Consider the following 15,492-nt stretch of genomic DNA (forward strand, 5'->3'; position numbering starts at 1 on the left):
CCAAGCACCGGAGCGGGAGCCGCTACGTACGTGAGCGCCGGATGGTTCGGTGAGAAAGGTCACGGACTCGCCACGAAGACCGGTGCCAGTCACTCCGTCCGGTCTTTGCGGCCGCATCAAAGCGGAATTGCACGGCATTCGCCGGCATCGCCACGGATTCGCCGGACGGCGAGCCAGAATTCCCCCCATTCCGTATCTGCAGTGGTTCAACCACTCCCGGTGGCGCCGACGAAAGGCCCGGAACCGGTTCCGCGACATCAGGCCCGGAACTCGGCGGCGAGGGTGTTCCAGAACTGGAGCTCGTAGCTCTGGAAGAGCCGGGCGCAGAGGTGGGCTTCGCGTTCGTCGAGCCGGTGCGCGTCGAGCCCGGCCTGGACGGCGGCGAGCGCTTGTTCCTCAATTTCCGGAACGTCCGCAGCGAAAAAGTCGAAGAACGCACACGCGTCGTCGCCGAAGCCGTAGTGCTCGCGCATGCCGGCGGCGACGTCCGCGCAGTACCGGCCGAACGCGGCGAAGTTCGCGAAGATCCCCGCCGCCGTCGCCGAGGATTCGCCGTTCAGCGCGAGCCACGCGACGTACGCGGGGTACGCCTGGCAGCCCGCGCGCGGGCGTTCCTCGCCGTGGTCCGGACCAGTGGCCGCGATCAACGCGTCGAGCATCCCGTTCGCCTGCTGCTCTCCCGGTGCGAGCCCGCCGAAGAAGGCGCGCGCGTTCGGTTCGTCGGCGCGGGCGGCGAGCGCGTGGAAGCTGCGCCAATCGCTCGACGTGATCCGCTTCTCTTCGGCGGCGAGTGCGGCGAACACCGCGCGCGGTGCGCGGCCCGCGGTGATCAGCGGGACGAGCAGGTTGTCGCCGTCGCGCGGTGCGAGCTTCTTCTGGATCTCGTCGAGCAGTGCACGAGCCGAGCGCGCCATCGGTTCCCCCCGGAGTCGGTCGTCCTCTCCAGTGAAGCGCGGTTCGCGCGCGGACGCACGTGTGCACTGTGGACAGACGTGGGGAGCTGACGGTGCGAGCCGGTGTGAAGGGGACGTCTGACGTGGCCGCGATTCTCTATCCACCCGGCCCGGGAGCCCCTACAGTGTGGCCATCCGCAGCACCCGAGGAGGCCAGCGTTGACCACCCCGTCCGTCGCCGAGCAGACCGAAGGCCTGACGATCCCGCGGCTGCTGCACCGCAACGCGGCCGAGTACCCGGACCTGCCGGCGATCACCTCGCTCGACCTCGAAGGCAAGCCGACGCTCAGCTGGCTGGAGTTCCGCACCGCGATCGCCGAGGTGTCCCGCGGCCTCGCCGGGCTCGGGCTCGCCCGCGGTGACCGCATGCTGATCATGGCGCCCGGCTGCCCGGACCACATCGTCGCCGACCTCGCCGCGACGCACCTGTCCGCGATCCCGTGCACCGCCTACGCCACCCTCAGCCCGGACCAGATCCGGTTCGTCGCGCGGCACAGCGCGGCGCCGGTCGTGGTGCTCGGCGGCGAGTCCGAGCTGACGCGCTGGCGGCCGGTGCTCGAAGACCTCCCGGCGCTGCGCCACATCGTCGTCATGGACGCGGCCGCGATCCCGGCCGGCGACGACCGGTTCCTCTCCTTCGCCTCATTGCGGGACCAGGGCCGGGAAGCGCTTGCCGCCGACCCCGGCGCGTTCGAGGCGTCCTGGCAGGAGATCAAGCCGGACGACCCGCTGTCCATGATCTACACCTCCGGCACGACGGGCGACCCCAAGGGCGTCGTGCTGTCGCACCGCAACGCCATCCACCAGGCGTACGCGGTCACCGAGCTGCACCACCCGCCGATGCACGCGACGAACATCGCGTACCTGCCGCTCGCGCACATCGCCGAGCGGGAGCTGTCGATCTACCTGCCGATCGTGTGGGCCGGCCACGTGCACACGCTCGCCGACCCCTCGGGTGTCGTCGGCGCGCTCGGCCAGGTGCACCCGGAGAGCTTCTTCGGCGTCCCGCGCGTGTGGGAGAAGATGGTCGCCGGGCTGAAGAACATGCTCGGCGGCGTGCCGGAGGACCGGCGGACCGCGTTGCTGCAGGCGAACGAGCTGCTGCAGCAGGGCTACAAGCTGCGCAGCGCCGGGCAGCCGGTACCGGCCGAGCTCGCCGAGAAGATCAAGCAGACCGACGAAGCCGCGCTCGCCCCGATCCGCGCGCTGCTCGGGCTGGACAAGGTGCTGGTCGCGTCCAGCGGCGCGGCCGCCCTGCCGGTCGAGATCATCTACTTCCTGGCCGGCCTCGGCGTCGAGATCTGCGAGGTCTGGGGCCTGTCGGAAACGACCGGGGCGGCGACGTCGAACTCCGGTGAGGCGTTCCGCGCGGGCACGGTCGGCAAGCCGCTCGCCGACGTCGAGGTCAAGGTCGCCGAAGACGGCGAGCTGCTGGTGCGCGGCCCGATCGTCTTCCTCGGCTACCTCCAGGAGGACGGGACGATCAAGGACGCCACCGACGCCGACGGCTGGTACGCCACCGGCGACATCGGCACGATCGACGAAGACGGCTTCGTGACGATCACCGACCGCAAGAAGGAACTGATCATCACCTCGAGCGGCAAGAACATCGCGCCGACCCGCGTCGAGGGCCTGCTCAAGGAGCACCCGCTGATCGGCCAGGCGGTCGCGATCGGCGACGACCGGCCGTACGTGACGGCGCTGATCGTGCTCGACGACGAGATCGCGCCCGGCTGGGCTGCGGCGAACGGCGTCGAGGCTGCGCCGGAGGAGCTCGCCGACCACCCGGCGGTGCGGGCCGAGCTGGAACGCGCGGTCGAGTCGGCGAACAGCAGGCTGGCCCGGATCGAGCAGATCAAGCGCTACCACGTGCTGCCGAAGGCGTGGACGCCCGAGTCCGGCGAGCTGACCCCGACGCTCAAGCTCAAGCGCCGGGTCATCAACGACCGCTACTCGACCGACATCGAAGCGTTGTACGCGGCAACCCGCGACCCCGAACCCGCCGCCGGCGCCTGACCAACCCGCCACTTTCGCCGAGAAAGATGCGTCTAAGGGCCCCTCGAACGCCACTTTCCCTAGGAAAGATGCGTTTGGGGGGCCCTCGGACGCATCTTTCCTAGGGAAAGTGCGGCTTTGGGACGCAAAGTGGTCAGGCGGTGCGGGGCGAAGTGTCGGTCCACTTGCGCAGCCGGGGCGGGACGCGCTTCTCCAGGCCGTAGTTCTCCAGGTGGGCGGAGAAGACCTCGTCGAACGCCTTCTGGACCGTCTCGGTGTCCCACACCGGACGTTCGAGGATCGGCTGCTTGAGGAACGGCTGGCCCATGACGTGCAGCTGCGGGCCGTTGCACCGGATCATCTGGCCGGTGATGCCGTGCGAGCCCTCGCCGAGCAGGAACAGCACGACCGGCGCGATCCGCGACGGCGTGCGGTCCGGCGGGCACGCCCGCAGGGAGCGTTCGGACTTCCACACCATCCGCGTGTGGGCCAGCGGGCAGACGGCGTTGACGCGGATGCCCTGCTCTTCGAGGTCGAGCGCCCACGAGTAGGTGAGCGACGCGACCGCGCCCTTGCTCGCCGCGTACACGCCGAGCTTGCGCTGCCCGAGCGAGGCACCCGAGGAGATGTTGACGATCGAGCCACCGGTGCCGGCGCCGACCATCGCCTTGATCGCGGCCAGGCCGGTGTTCACCACGCCCATGACGTTCACCTGGACGAGCTCGCGCGCCTGCTCGGCGTCGTCCTCCCAGGGCAGGGCCTCGTAGTTCAGGCCGGCGTTGTTGACCAGCCCGTCGATCCCGCCGAACTCCTTGACGCACAGGTCGACGATCTCCTGCGCCTCGCCGGCCTCGGCCACGCTGTGCCCGCTGGCCACGGCGCGGCCGCCGTGCGCGCGGATGTTCTCCGCCGTGCGCTCGGCCAGCTCGACGTCGATGTCGTTGACGACCACCGACCCGCCCGCGCGCGCGACGTGCACCGCGAACGCCTCGCCCAGGCCACGGCCGGCGCCGGTCACCACGACCGCCTTGCCCTGCATCAACCCGTCCATCGTCATCTCCCCGCTCTGCGCGCCGGCGGCGGCGCGGTCCGTCCACCCCGGCCGGCTCTCAGTCCAGTCTTGGCCCATTCGGTCCAGTGGGGAGTGACGCGACGACGAGCGGCCGTCGCCCTGCGCCGAGCGAATCCGGTTCGATCAGCCCGGAGGTACCCACGCGCCGGTCACGGCTCACCCAGGCCCCTCGATGGCGGGTAATCCGATCGGTTCGGAAGGGCAGCGGCGGCGGTCGTTCCAGAGACATCGGCGCGTAGCCGGCGGCATACTGTCAGTGCTTCCGGGTGGTCAGCCGTGACTCCCCCGGACGGGGTCGTCACTGGCGAGGCACAATGCGGGACGACCCACATTCACTCGATCGGGGGGCGGTGGTTACGAGGTGACGACGCGCGCGACCCCCCGGCTCCGGGCCGTCCTGGCCAACCGGGAGTTCCGCGCGCTGTGGTTCGCCGAAACGCAGTCGATGCTCGGCGACCAGCTGACCATCGTCGCGCTGGCCATCCTGATCTTCGACCGGACCGGGTCGCCGCTGCTCTCGGCCGTCGTCTACTCGCTGACGTTCCTCCCCGCACTCGCCGGCGGGCTCGGGTTGTCCCAGCTCGCGGACCGCTTCCCGCGGCGCGCGGTGCTGGTGACCGGCTCGCTCGCGCAGGCCGTGCTGATCGGCCTGATGGCCGTGCCCGGGATGCCGATGGGCTGGCTGTTCGTCCTCTTCGTCTTCGCCCGGCTGGCGAACGCCCCCGGCAACGCGGCGCAGAACGCGCTCGGCCGGGAGATCTTCGCCGACGACGACGTCTACCTGCAGAGCCAGGACCTGCGCGGGATCACGAACAACACGGCGATGCTGGCCGGCCTCGCCGCCGGCGGCCTGCTGGTGACCGGCATCGGCACGTCGTGGGCGCTGGCGATCGACGCGGCGACGTTCCTGGTCGCCGCCCTCGCCGTGCGGCTGTCGGTGCTGCGGCGACCGGCCGCGGGCGACGGCGGCACCCCCTGGTTCGGCGCCGTCCGGCAGGTTTTCGGCGACGAACGGCTCCGCGTGCTGCTCTACCTGTCGTGGCTCGTCGGCCTCGCGGTGATCCCGGAGGGCCTCGCCGCGCCGCTCGCCGCACAGCTGGGCGCGGGCGATCAGGCGGTGGGCTGGCTGCTGGCGGCCGATCCGCTGGGCTTCGTCGTCGGGACGTTCCTGCTGTCGCGGTTCGTCTCGACGGAGCACCGGCGCCGGCTGCTGGGGGTGCTGGCCGCGCTGCCGCTGGCCGCGCTCGCGGCGTTCGCGCTGCAGCCGAACCTGGCGTTCGCGCTGATCCTGCTCGCGCTGGCCGGCGCGACGGGCGCGTATGTCATCACGGTCTCGGCCACGTTCATCACGTGGGTGCCGAACGACATCCGGGGCAGCGCCGGCGGGCTCTACCGGACCGGGCTGCGGGTGGCCCAGGGGGTGGGCGTCGGCATCGGCGGGCTGGTGGCCCAATGGGCCGGTTCCGCGAACACGACGATCGCGCTCGCGGGGGCGGTGGGACTGCTGCTGGCCGTCCCGGTCGCGTTGTCCTGGCGCCGGGTCGGCGGTGCGGAACCGGAGCCACCGCCGTCATGAGCGGGGAACGGGCTCTCCGCGGCGGAACGGATCAGAAGTCACGGTTGGCCATCGGGGGTCACCTCTCCGTGCGAGCAAGATCATGAATGGCATTCGCGGACGCCGTGGGCGACAATTCGCGGGTGGTTCAGAAGTCGCGGTTGCGCATGGGGGCCACCTCCGTGCGGGGAGAGTCTCGCAGAACCTTTTGTGCCGCGTTCCCGGCAGTTCCTCCGGGACCTTGGCCGGCCTGTTGCTGTGGGATGGTACCCGGCTGGGGAATGCGTGAACACTCTGCCAGGTACCGATGAGATTACTCAAGGCGGCGACTAGCCTGGAAAGGAGGTGACCAATTGCATCCAGGACCGGACGGCGACCCGGGCGCGCCGCACGAGCCGGCCCCGGCACGGCCGGCGCACGCCGGCGCGGACTCGGCCGAACAGCGCGTGACCACGGACGGGTCGGCGAACACGACCGGTGGTCCGGTCGCGACCGCCCGGAGCGAGCACCCGTACCGGCCGCGCAACTGGGCACTGTGGCGCCGCCGGCCGGTGCAGGTCGCGTTCATGCTCGCGGCCGAGGCCGTCGCGGTCGCGATTCTCGTCGTCGCTTTCGCGGGCTCGCCGATTCCGTCCGGAAACGACTGGATCAATTTCGCGATTCTGGCGGCGGGCGCCACCGTGCACATCCAGCTGACCCAGCGCCAGGAAGAACGGCGGCGGAACCGCACGAAAACGGTGCTGATCGACCTCACCGCCGTCTGGACGTTTTCCGCCGCGATGATCCTGCCGGTTCCGCTCATTCTCTTCGTCATCGCGGTGATCCGGGCGCAGCACTGGTTCATCGCCCGCCGGCCCGCCCACAACTTCCTTTTCTCGTCGATCACGCACGGCCTCGCGGCCACGCTCGCGCACCTCACCTACACGTCACTCGGGCCGCACCTGCCGGGCCCGCCGGACTGGGGCGGCTTCCTCCGCGAGTTCGGCACGATCGTGCTCACCGGGGCCATCTACGAGGCCATCCAAATCGCGTACGTGGGCGGGGTCCTGCTGCTCGGATCCCCCGCCGGCCGCACGGTTCGCAACGTCCTCGGCAGCCCCGCCGACAACACGCTCGAAGCGATCACCATCGGCCTCGGGGCGGTGACCGCGATCCTGCTCGCCGCCGTGCCGCCGATGGTGGCGGTGATGGCCGTGGTCACCGTGGTCTTCAATCGCCTCGCGGAACTCGATCAGCTCCAGAACGACGTCCGGACCGACCCGAAAACCGGGATTCTCAACATGCGCGGCTGGTCGGAGTCGGCGGAGCGGGCACTGGAACGGACCGCTCGATCGGGTGATCAACTGGCGCTGCTGATGGTCGATCTCGACCACTTCAAGTGGATTAACGACACCTATGGACATCCGGCGGGCGACGACGTGCTCCGGACGGTTGCGCAAACCCTCGACGAAGTGACTCGGCCGAGCGACTTGGTCGGCCGTTTCGGGGGTGAGGAATTCCTCATTCTGCTCCCGGACATCGACGAAGAGTCGACGTGGGACGCGGCCGAGCGGATACGGGTCGCGATCGCCAAGCTGCACATCGTGACGACGGACAAACGCGGCGACCCGGCGACGATCGCCGACCGGACCACCTCGATCGGCGTGGCCCGCCACCCCCGCCACGGCGACACCCTGGAGCGGCTGCTGCAGTCGGCGGACGCGGCGGTGTACCTGGCGAAGGAGAACGGCCGCGACCAGGTGTGTTTCGCACCGGACACCCCGGGCGGCGGGCTCCCGGCTCCGGATGGGCCTTGAGCCGAGCGGGTCCGGCCTCTCCGGCAAAGGTGGCTGCGGTGCTCCGAGCGGCCGGTTGACGGCCACGGCGCTGAGCAAGGCCCGCCAGGCCACGCTGCGGCCGCGTGGCCGGAAGGATTCACGTTCCCAGGCGCACCGTGAGCTCCGACTTCACCAGCACCTCGGCGCAGGTCCCGGACGCCGCCGGGTCGAGCCGCAGGCGCTCGCCGCGGTAGCCCGCCGATTCCAGGCGCAGCACGCGAGCCCCCGGCGCCGGGCGGGGGTGGCACCAGTGGCGGACGATTCCGGTGCCGTCCGGGTCCTTCGCCAGGACGAGGTACTCGTGGCCGAGATCGTCGCTCACCCGGCCGAGGCCGTTCCACCACAGCGCCCGCACCGCGAGGCTCTCGCCGTCGCGCACCAGCTCGACCGGCGCATCGGCCCGGACGTCCACCCGGAACCCTCGCTCGCCGACCCGCACCGAGCGGACGTCGAGGAAGCCACGGCCGGCCGCGCCCCGGGGCACCAGCACCTCCCGGCCACCGTCCTCCGGGCGCGGGGCCCAGGCGGCCACCACCAGCTCCGCCGCCGACCGACCGTCTTCACCGTCCGGAACCGGCGCACCTCCGCGCAGCTCGTCCGCGAGCAGCCGCGCGCCCGCGGCCTCCGCCCAGCCCAGCGCCGCCGCGCGCAACCCCGGCTCCGCCTTCAGCCGGTCGAGCAGCGCGCCGTGCCGCCGTCCGCTGAACCGGGCCGCCCGGACCAGGCGAGCCGTCTCCGGGCCACCGGCCGCCGGGCCGAAGATCCCCGTCATCGCCCGGTCGAGCGCCCGCAGCTGCGAAGCCAGCACCACCCGCACGACCGCCGGCGGGCAGCGGACAGCCAGCTCCGCGGGCGAACACTCGCGCAACGCCCGGGCGAGCACCTCCAGCTCGGGCGGGACCGGACGCAGCCGCGCACCCGGAGCCAGCCGCCGCAACGCGCGAACCGTGTTCTCCACCGGCGCCGAACGCCCGCCGGGATCGGTCGAGGCCACCGCACGCCCTCCTGGTCCGCCGCGCCCCCGAGACCATTCTCGCCGCCACCGGCCCACCGCGGAACGTAAGAAGGGGCAGCTCCCGCGCCACCCGATCGGGCAGAAGCGGTCCCGGGGGTTATCCCCGTGTCGCCGCCGTGTCGGGGCTGGCACCCTTGAGACCATGCCAGCCCCGACCGAGCCGTCTCGTGTCCGCCGACCCTGGTCGACGTCCGGCTGGCTGCTGCTGGTCCTGCTGATCGTCTTCGCCTTCGGCCTGATCGCTTCGCGTCCGCCGTCCCCGCCGGACCAGGGGCCACCCACCGGGGACGTGCTCGCCGCGCAGAACGCCATCGAGGCGCTGGTCCACCCGGGCCCGCACCCCGACGCGCTCGCGCGGCTGCCGAAGGACTTCACCGCGCTCAGCGGCGTCACCCCCGGCGCGATGCCGGCCCGCGACGGCACGGTCCGCGCCGTCCACGTCGACGGCGGCTGCTCGACGCCGTGGGGCGACGACAACACGAAGTGGGACTACGCCGTGCCGTGCAAGGCCCACGACCTCGGCTACGACCTGCTGCGCTACGCCGACCGCAAGGGCCACCCGCTCGGCCCGGAGGTCCGCGAGGCCCTCGACAACCAGCTCTCGCACGACATGCACCACGCCTGCGACCTCAACCCGATGGACTCCGCGGGCACCTGCCGGATCGTCGCGTCCTTCTACTCGGCCGGGCTGGTCGTCAACTCGTGGCACCAGCGCTGGGGCCCGCCGGTCGGCGACCCGATCGGCCCGATGGTCGCCGGCGTGCTCGTCATCGGCTGCCTGCTGGTGGTCCGGCTGCGCGGCTGGCTGCGCGCCCGCCGCGAGCCCCGGCTGCCGGTTCCCGCCACCGCCCCGGCCTCGGTCGGCCGGTGGGCGCTGCTCGGCGCCGCCGGGGTCGTCCTCCTGCTCGTCGGCGAGTCGGTGACGGCGCTCGCGCACTGGGCCGGGGCACCCGAGACGTCGCTTTGGCCGCTGACCTGGCTCGCCCAGCTCGTCCCGCTGATCTTCTTCGCCGGCGGCCACGCCAACGCGGCCGGCTGGCGCACCGAACAGGACCACGGCGGCGGCTACCGCCACTTCCTCGCCGAACGCGCCAGCCCGCTGCTGCGCCCGGCGTTGATCTTCGCGGTCGTCGCCCTCCTGACGCCGCTCGCGCTCGAGCTCCTCGGCATCCCGGCCGGGACGACCGCGACGGTCATGCGGATCGCGCTGCACCCGCTGTGGCTGCTCGGGGTCTACCTGCTGACGATCGTCTGCGCGCCCCCGCTGCTGGCCCTGCACCGCCGCGTGCCGGCGGCCGCGGCGGTCGGGCTGCTGGCGCTGGTCGTCGCCGGTGAAGTCGCGGCGAACACGACCGGCTCGCCGTTGCCCCGCTTCGCGGCGACGTTCGCCCTCGCCCTCCTGGCCCAGCAGCTCGCCTTCGCGCACGCTGACGGCGTACGCCCATCTCGACGCCTTCTCGCCGCGGCCGCCGCGACCGGGGTCGCCGGCCTCGCCGTGGCGAGTGTCCTGCGGGACGGGCCGCCCGTCCTGCTCGGCAGCCCCGGCGCCCCGGCGGCGTTCTCGGCGCCGCCGTGGGGCGTGCTGCTGCTCGGCCTGGTCCAGCTCGGCGTGCTCGGGCTCCTGGCCCGCCCGCTCGGCAGGTTCGCCGAGCGGCCGCGCGTCGCCGCCGCGTGCCGGTTCGTCGTGCGCGCGCCGATGAGCCTCTACCTGGCGTTCCTCGCCGGGATGCTGCTGCTCGTCGCGGTCGTCTACCTGCCCGGCCGGATCGCCGACGGGCTGAGCTGGCTGATCCGGCCGCGCACGCTGGTCGCGGTCGGGTTGCTCGCCGTGCCCGCGACGCTGGTGTTCTGGTGGTTCGAACGGCACGGCCACCACGGACGGCGGCCCCGCGCGGCCGAGCTCCCCGGCCGCCGCACGGTGGCTCTGACCAGGGCCGCGGCCGGGTTCGGCATCGGCTACGCGACGCTCGGCGTGTTCGGCTTCGCGCTGACCCGCTTCGGCGGGGTGGCCGCCGACGCCGACCTGCTGGGCCTGCGGCTCGACCCGATCCAGAGCCTGGTGCACCTGCTGCTCGGGGTGTTCCTGCTGCACACGATCCGGCTCGGGGCCGGCGCGGCGACCGGCACCTGGCTCACCACGGCGCTCGCCTGCGCGCCCTCGCTCCTGTTCGCCGACGGCGGCGGCACTTCCGAGCTCCTCGGCGTCACGCTCCACGCGGCGACGGCCGGGTTCGCCCTGCTCGCGACGGCGGGCACCCTGCTGCCGGCCCGCAGACCGGCAAATGCGACGTCCTGACCAGGCGAAACCGGCACACCTGCGGGAAACTGGGTGGTGCGTGCCACATTCCCGGGGGGATGTGTAACGCTACGGCAACCCGGGGCAGGCACCATGCGTCCCAACCCGTAGCACGACCGATCGATGCAGTGAGGAGTCGCCCGCGTGGATCATCCGCCTCGGAACGGGCAAGGCGACCGCCGCCCCGCCCGGCCCCGGCCGGACGAGCCAGGCCGGCGCGCCACCCCTGCGCCTCGTCGGCCCGCACCGCGTCGTGAGCCGGTGGACGCGCGCCGCACCGCGCCGCCGCCCCGCCGTCCCCAGCCGCGGCCGGCCGCACGGGCCCGCCGCAACTCCTTCCGCGGCGCGAAGATCGCGCTGGCCGTGGTGTCGCTGCTGGTGATGGGCCTGACCGGGTACGCGTGGGCCGCCATGCAGGGCCTGGTCAACGGGCTGAACTACGCGAACGTGATCAGTGACGGCGGCGGTGGCGACAAGCCCGCCGACGGCGCCCGCGACATCCTGCTCGTCGGCCTCGACAGCCGGACCGACGCCCAGGGCAACCCGCTCTCGCGCGAGGTGCTCGACGAGCTGCGCGCCGGCGACGCCGACGGCGAGCTCAACACCGACTCGCTGATCTTCGTGCACATCCCGAACGACGGCAGCAAGGCCGTCGCGATGTCACTGCCGCGCGACTCCTACGTCGACATCCCCGGCTACGGCAAGCACAAGATCAACTCCGCCTACGCCCGGGCGATGCTGCAGGCCCGCAAGGACCTGCAGAAGCAAGGCGTCACCGACCCGAAGGAGCTCGACGTCAAGGCCAACCAGGCCGGGGCGAAGGAGCTCATCGAAACCATCGAGAAGCTCACCGGGTCGACCATCGACAACTACGCCGCGGTCAACCTGCTCGGCTTCAGCGACATCACCAAGGCCATCGGCGGCGTCGACGTCTGCCTCAACAACAACGTCAAGGACCAGTACTCCGGCGCGAACTTCACCAAGGGGCAGCACACGATCTCCGGCGTCGAGGCGCTCGAGTTCGTCCGGCAGCGCCACGGCCTGCCCAACGGCGACCTCGACCGGGTCGTCCGCCAGCAGGTGTTCATGGCCGGCATGGCCCGCAAGGTGCTCTCGGCCGGCACGCTGACCAACCCCGGCAAGCTGTCCGACCTGATCGACGCCATCAAGAAGTCGGTCGTGCTCAACCAGAACTGGGACATCTTCGGGTTCGCCCAGCAGATGAAGGGCCTGACCGGCGGCCAGCTCGAGTTCCGCACCATCCCGGTGAAGAACATCGAGTACAAGACCCCCGAGGACGGCGTCGCCATCCAGGTCGACCCGGCCGAGGTGAAGCAGTTCGTGCAGAGCCTCGCCGGGCCGCAGCCGGGCCAGGCGGCCCCGCCGGCGCAGCAGGCCGACCCCGCGAACAAGGCGACCACGGTCGACGTCCGCAACGCCTCCGGCAAGACCGGCCTGGCCGCGAGCGTCGCCAAGACCCTGGAGGGCAAGGGTTTCACCTCCGGCGACACGGCGAACTCGGCCTCGCGCAAGACGACGGTCATCTGGGTCCCCAAGGGCGGCAAGGACAAGGGCCAGGCCGTCGCGGACGCACTCGGCGGCTCGCCGACGATCCAGGAGGACAAGAGCGTCCAGGCGGGACACGTGATGGTGTTCCTCGGCTCGGACTACGAAGGCCCGAGCTCCGGCACGGCCGCCGGTTCCGGCGCGGCCGCGGGTTCGTCGTCCTCGTCGGCCGCTCCGCCGCCGGTCGCGGACGAGGACAAGCCGATCACCGCCGAAGGCGTCCCCTGCGTCAACTGAGGACCGCCCCTTCCCGACCGTCCATCAGGGACACTGAGACCGTTTTTGGGGCCTGCAAAGTGCAATTTGCAGACCTGATCCCCCGTCGTTAACCCGTTCGGCCTAACTCGCGCAATCGGTATCAAAGACATGCCCGGAATCGCGTAAGGGCCGGGCTCCTGCGCACTTACATACCTGTGAGGGTGCACCTGCACGGGAAAGTTGTCACCGCCGTGAGGGTGCCGCGGGAGAGCACGGCAGGGGACATTGATGTGCTGATCGACGCCGAGGACTACCAGCGGATTCTCGGAGACGAGCTCCGCAAGCTCAGGCGCAGCCGAGGGTGGACGCGCAAGGAGCTGAACCAGCACCTGCAGAGCGAGATCTCGCTGCAGACGCTGGCCACCTACGAACTGGGCACCAGACAGTGTTCCGTGGTGCGCCTGGTCGAGCTGTGCGTCGCGATGGACGAGCTGCCCCAGGACCTGCTGGCCAAGGTGCACCGCCGCGTGTTCGTCGACGAGCCCGGCCGGGTCCGCGTCGACCTGCGCAAGGTCGTCGCCGACGCTTCCCCCGAGCTGCTGCCGCTGCGCCGCTGGGCCGAGGACCGGCTGCGCCAGGCCGGCGAGCACGGGGCCGCCGAGGTCGCGCTCGACCTGCCGGCGCTGGAGCGCATGGCCGAACTGTGCGAGCTGCCGACCGTCGACCTGATCGGCCGCCTCCGCCGCTACGTCTCCCGCTGATCCCCGCGGGTCCCCACCGGCCTCCTCCGCCGGTGGGGACCCGCCGGGTCAGCCGAGGAGGAAGTCTTCGCGCCGCACCTTCCGCGTGTCCAGCCAGTACCGCCAGGTGAAGCCCGGCCAGATCGTCCGGTTGACGCCCTTCGCGTCCAGGTACCAGCTCTTGCAGCCCCCGCGCGTCCAAATCCCCTTCGCCAGCTTGCGCTGGATGTCGCCGTTGAACCGCTCCTGCACCTCGGGCTTCGGCTCGATGGCCCGCCCGCGGGCCAGCCGCAGCGCCTCGGCGACGTAGGAGATCTGCGCCTCGATCATGAACACGACGGAGTTGTGCCCGAGGCCGGTGTTCGGGCCGAGCAGGAAGAACAGGTTCGGGAAGCCGGCGACGGTGATCCCGAGGTGCGTCCGCATCCCCTCGGTCGCCCACTCCTTGCCCAGGTTGCGCCCCTCGCGCCCGACGATCTCCAGGTCGTCGAAGGCGTCGGTGACGTGGAAGCCGGTGCCGTAGACGATGACGTCGGCCTCGTGCTCGACACCCGCGGCGTCGACGACGCTGCGCTCCCGGACCTCGCGCACGCCGTCGGTGACGACCTCGACGTTGTCCCGGGCCAGCGCCGGGTAGTAGTCGTTGGAGATGAGCACGCGCTTGCAGCCCATGGTGTAGTCCGGGGTGACCTTGCGCCGCAGCGCGGGGTCGGTGATCGCGCGGTCGATGTTGCGCTTGGCCAGGCGCTGCCCGAGCTTCATCACCCACGACTGGCCGTTGAAGCCGATCGCGCGCGCCTCGAGCAGCCAGTACAGGACGTTCCGGTAGGCGCGCTGGGCCGGCGGGAACGCCTTGAACAGCGCACGCGTGCGCCCGGACATCTCGTGGTCGGCCTTCGGCATGATCCACGGCGGCGTGCGCTGGAACAGCGTCAGCTCCCCCACCTCGGGCGCGATCTTCGGCACGAACTGGACGGCGCTGGCGCCGGTGCCGATCACGGCGACCTTCTTGCCCTTCAGGTCGACGTCGTGGCGCCACCGCGCCGAGTGGAACGCCGGGCCGGCGAACTTCTCGATCCCCGGCAGCTCCGGGATCTGCGGCAGGTGCAGCGCCCCGACCCCGGCGACCAGCGCGCCCGCCACGAACTCGTCGCCGCCCCTCGTGGCGACGTGCCAGCGGTTCTCCTCGGCGTCCCAGCGGGCGCCGGTCATCTCCTGGCCGAAGCGGACGAAGCGGCGCAGGTCGTGCTTGTCGGCGACCTCGCGCATGTAGCGCCAGATCTCCGGCTGCGGCGAGTACGCCCGCGACCAGTCCGGGTTCTGCTCGAAGGAGAACGAGTACATGTGCGACGGGATGTCGCAGGCGCACCCGGGGTAGCTGTTGTCCCGCCACGTGCCGCCGACGTCGTGCGCCTTCTCGAGGATGACGAAGTCGTCACGCCCTTCTTTGCGCAGCTGGATCGCCATGCCGAGACCGGAGAACCCGGTCCCGACGATGACCACCCCGGTTTCCGTGCGGTTGCCCATCGCGCCTCCCGGTTTGCCTGTGCCCTGTTTTCCTGTTACCCGTCGTCCAGCTTACTCAGAGTAGGTTACTAGCGGTAGAGTCTCCCCCGTGACCACCGCGAAGCGCAAGCGCATGCCCCGGGCCGAGCGGATGCGGCAGATGGTCGAGGTCGCCGAGCAGGTGTTTTCGGCGCGCGGCTACGCGGCGGCGTCCATGGACGAGATCGCCGAACTCGTGGGCGTCTCCAAGCCGATGCTCTACGAGTACTTCAACTCCAAGGAAGGCCTGCTGCTGGCCTGCATCCGCGAGTCGCGGTCGGTCCTGCGCGAAGTCACCGAGCAGGCGACGGTCGGCGCCGCGACCGCCGAGGACGCGCTGCGCCGCGGCCTGCTGGCCTTCTTCGTCTTCATCCGGGACCGGCGCGAGGCGTGGTCGCTGCTGCGCCACGAGATGGCCTTGATCGGCACACCGGCCGCCGACGAAGTCGAGGAGACCCGGCGCCAGCAGACCGACCTGATCGCCGCGCTGATGAGCGGCTACTTCGACAGCGGCGACGACCTGAGGGCCGAAGCGGCCGCGGAATTCGTGGTCGGAGCGTGCGAACGCCTCGCGATCTGGTGCGAGCGACACGATGAGGTGAACCCCGAAACGGCCACCGAATACGCCATGGACGTGCTGTGGAGCGGCCTGCAGAGCCGTGCACGGTAGCCTGCGCGTGCATTAGGCCATTCGGTCGTTACTCAGCGCTGTCGTGTCGTGTGACACAGAGTTGCTCTAC

The 15,492-nt window shown here is 71.4% G+C and carries 11 protein-coding genes; 7 read left to right on the plus strand and 4 right to left on the minus strand.

The features are described 5' to 3' along the window. Positions 1-257: 257 nt before the first annotated feature. The gene (locus tag ACZ4TR_RS21235) at positions 258-914 is read right to left on the minus strand and encodes a transcriptional regulator (protein ID WP_465288638.1); all 657 of its coding nucleotides are present in this window, start codon (positions 912-914) and stop codon (positions 258-260) included. A 198-nt stretch (positions 915-1,112) separates the two neighbouring features. On the opposite strand from ACZ4TR_RS21235, the gene ACZ4TR_RS21240 reads away from it, so the two are divergent. Beyond that, a complete protein-coding gene (locus ACZ4TR_RS21240; protein WP_465288639.1) occupies positions 1,113-2,969 on the plus strand; it encodes an AMP-dependent synthetase/ligase in 1,857 nt (618 codons plus the stop codon). A 133-nt stretch (positions 2,970-3,102) separates the two neighbouring features. On the opposite strand, the gene ACZ4TR_RS21245 is transcribed toward ACZ4TR_RS21240, so the two are convergent. Beyond that, positions 3,103-3,999, minus strand: a complete 897-nt coding sequence (locus ACZ4TR_RS21245) for an SDR family NAD(P)-dependent oxidoreductase (RefSeq protein WP_465288640.1) — start codon at positions 3,997-3,999, stop codon at positions 3,103-3,105. A gap of 382 nt (positions 4,000-4,381) precedes the next feature. Here ACZ4TR_RS21245 and ACZ4TR_RS21250 point away from each other — a divergent pair, with 382 nt between their 5' ends. Continuing rightward, complete coding sequence (locus tag ACZ4TR_RS21250; RefSeq protein ID WP_364521551.1) at positions 4,382-5,596, plus strand: MFS transporter; 1,215 nt, start codon at positions 4,382-4,384, stop codon at positions 5,594-5,596. Between the two features lie 332 nt (positions 5,597-5,928). Continuing rightward, on the plus strand, positions 5,929-7,371 hold the full coding sequence (locus tag ACZ4TR_RS21255; protein ID WP_465288641.1) for a sensor domain-containing diguanylate cyclase: 1,443 nt from the start codon (positions 5,929-5,931) through the stop codon (positions 7,369-7,371). A 118-nt stretch (positions 7,372-7,489) separates the two neighbouring features. On the opposite strand, the gene ACZ4TR_RS21260 is transcribed toward ACZ4TR_RS21255, so the two are convergent. After that, on the minus strand, positions 7,490-8,386 hold the full coding sequence (locus tag ACZ4TR_RS21260; RefSeq protein ID WP_465288642.1) for a hypothetical protein: 897 nt from the start codon (positions 8,384-8,386) through the stop codon (positions 7,490-7,492). A 163-nt stretch (positions 8,387-8,549) separates the two neighbouring features. Between ACZ4TR_RS21260 and ACZ4TR_RS21265 the strand changes: the two genes are divergently transcribed. From ACZ4TR_RS21265 to ACZ4TR_RS21275, 3 genes are all read left to right on the plus strand, one after another. Next, positions 8,550-10,703, plus strand: a complete 2,154-nt coding sequence (locus ACZ4TR_RS21265; RefSeq protein WP_465288643.1) for a phospholipase A2 — start codon at positions 8,550-8,552, stop codon at positions 10,701-10,703. 144 nt (positions 10,704-10,847) lie between these two features. Continuing rightward, complete coding sequence (locus tag ACZ4TR_RS21270) at positions 10,848-12,506, plus strand: LCP family protein (RefSeq protein ID WP_465288644.1); 1,659 nt, start codon at positions 10,848-10,850, stop codon at positions 12,504-12,506. Positions 12,507-12,757: 251 nt separating this feature from the next. Then, positions 12,758-13,228, plus strand: coding sequence for a helix-turn-helix domain-containing protein (locus tag ACZ4TR_RS21275; protein ID WP_465288645.1), 471 nt, complete (start codon positions 12,758-12,760; stop codon positions 13,226-13,228). A gap of 48 nt (positions 13,229-13,276) precedes the next feature. On the opposite strand, the gene ACZ4TR_RS21280 is transcribed toward ACZ4TR_RS21275, so the two are convergent. Then, positions 13,277-14,734, minus strand: a complete 1,458-nt coding sequence (locus tag ACZ4TR_RS21280) for a flavin-containing monooxygenase (RefSeq protein WP_465288646.1) — start codon at positions 14,732-14,734, stop codon at positions 13,277-13,279. An 88-nt stretch (positions 14,735-14,822) separates the two neighbouring features. Here ACZ4TR_RS21280 and ACZ4TR_RS21285 point away from each other — a divergent pair, with 88 nt between their 5' ends. Beyond that, positions 14,823-15,422: a TetR/AcrR family transcriptional regulator gene (locus ACZ4TR_RS21285; protein WP_364520639.1), complete on the plus strand. Its 600-nt coding sequence runs from the start codon at positions 14,823-14,825 to the stop codon at positions 15,420-15,422. Positions 15,423-15,492 lie beyond the last annotated feature (70 nt).

The sequence above is a fragment of the Amycolatopsis sp. NPDC028719 genome, assembly GCF_055565395.1.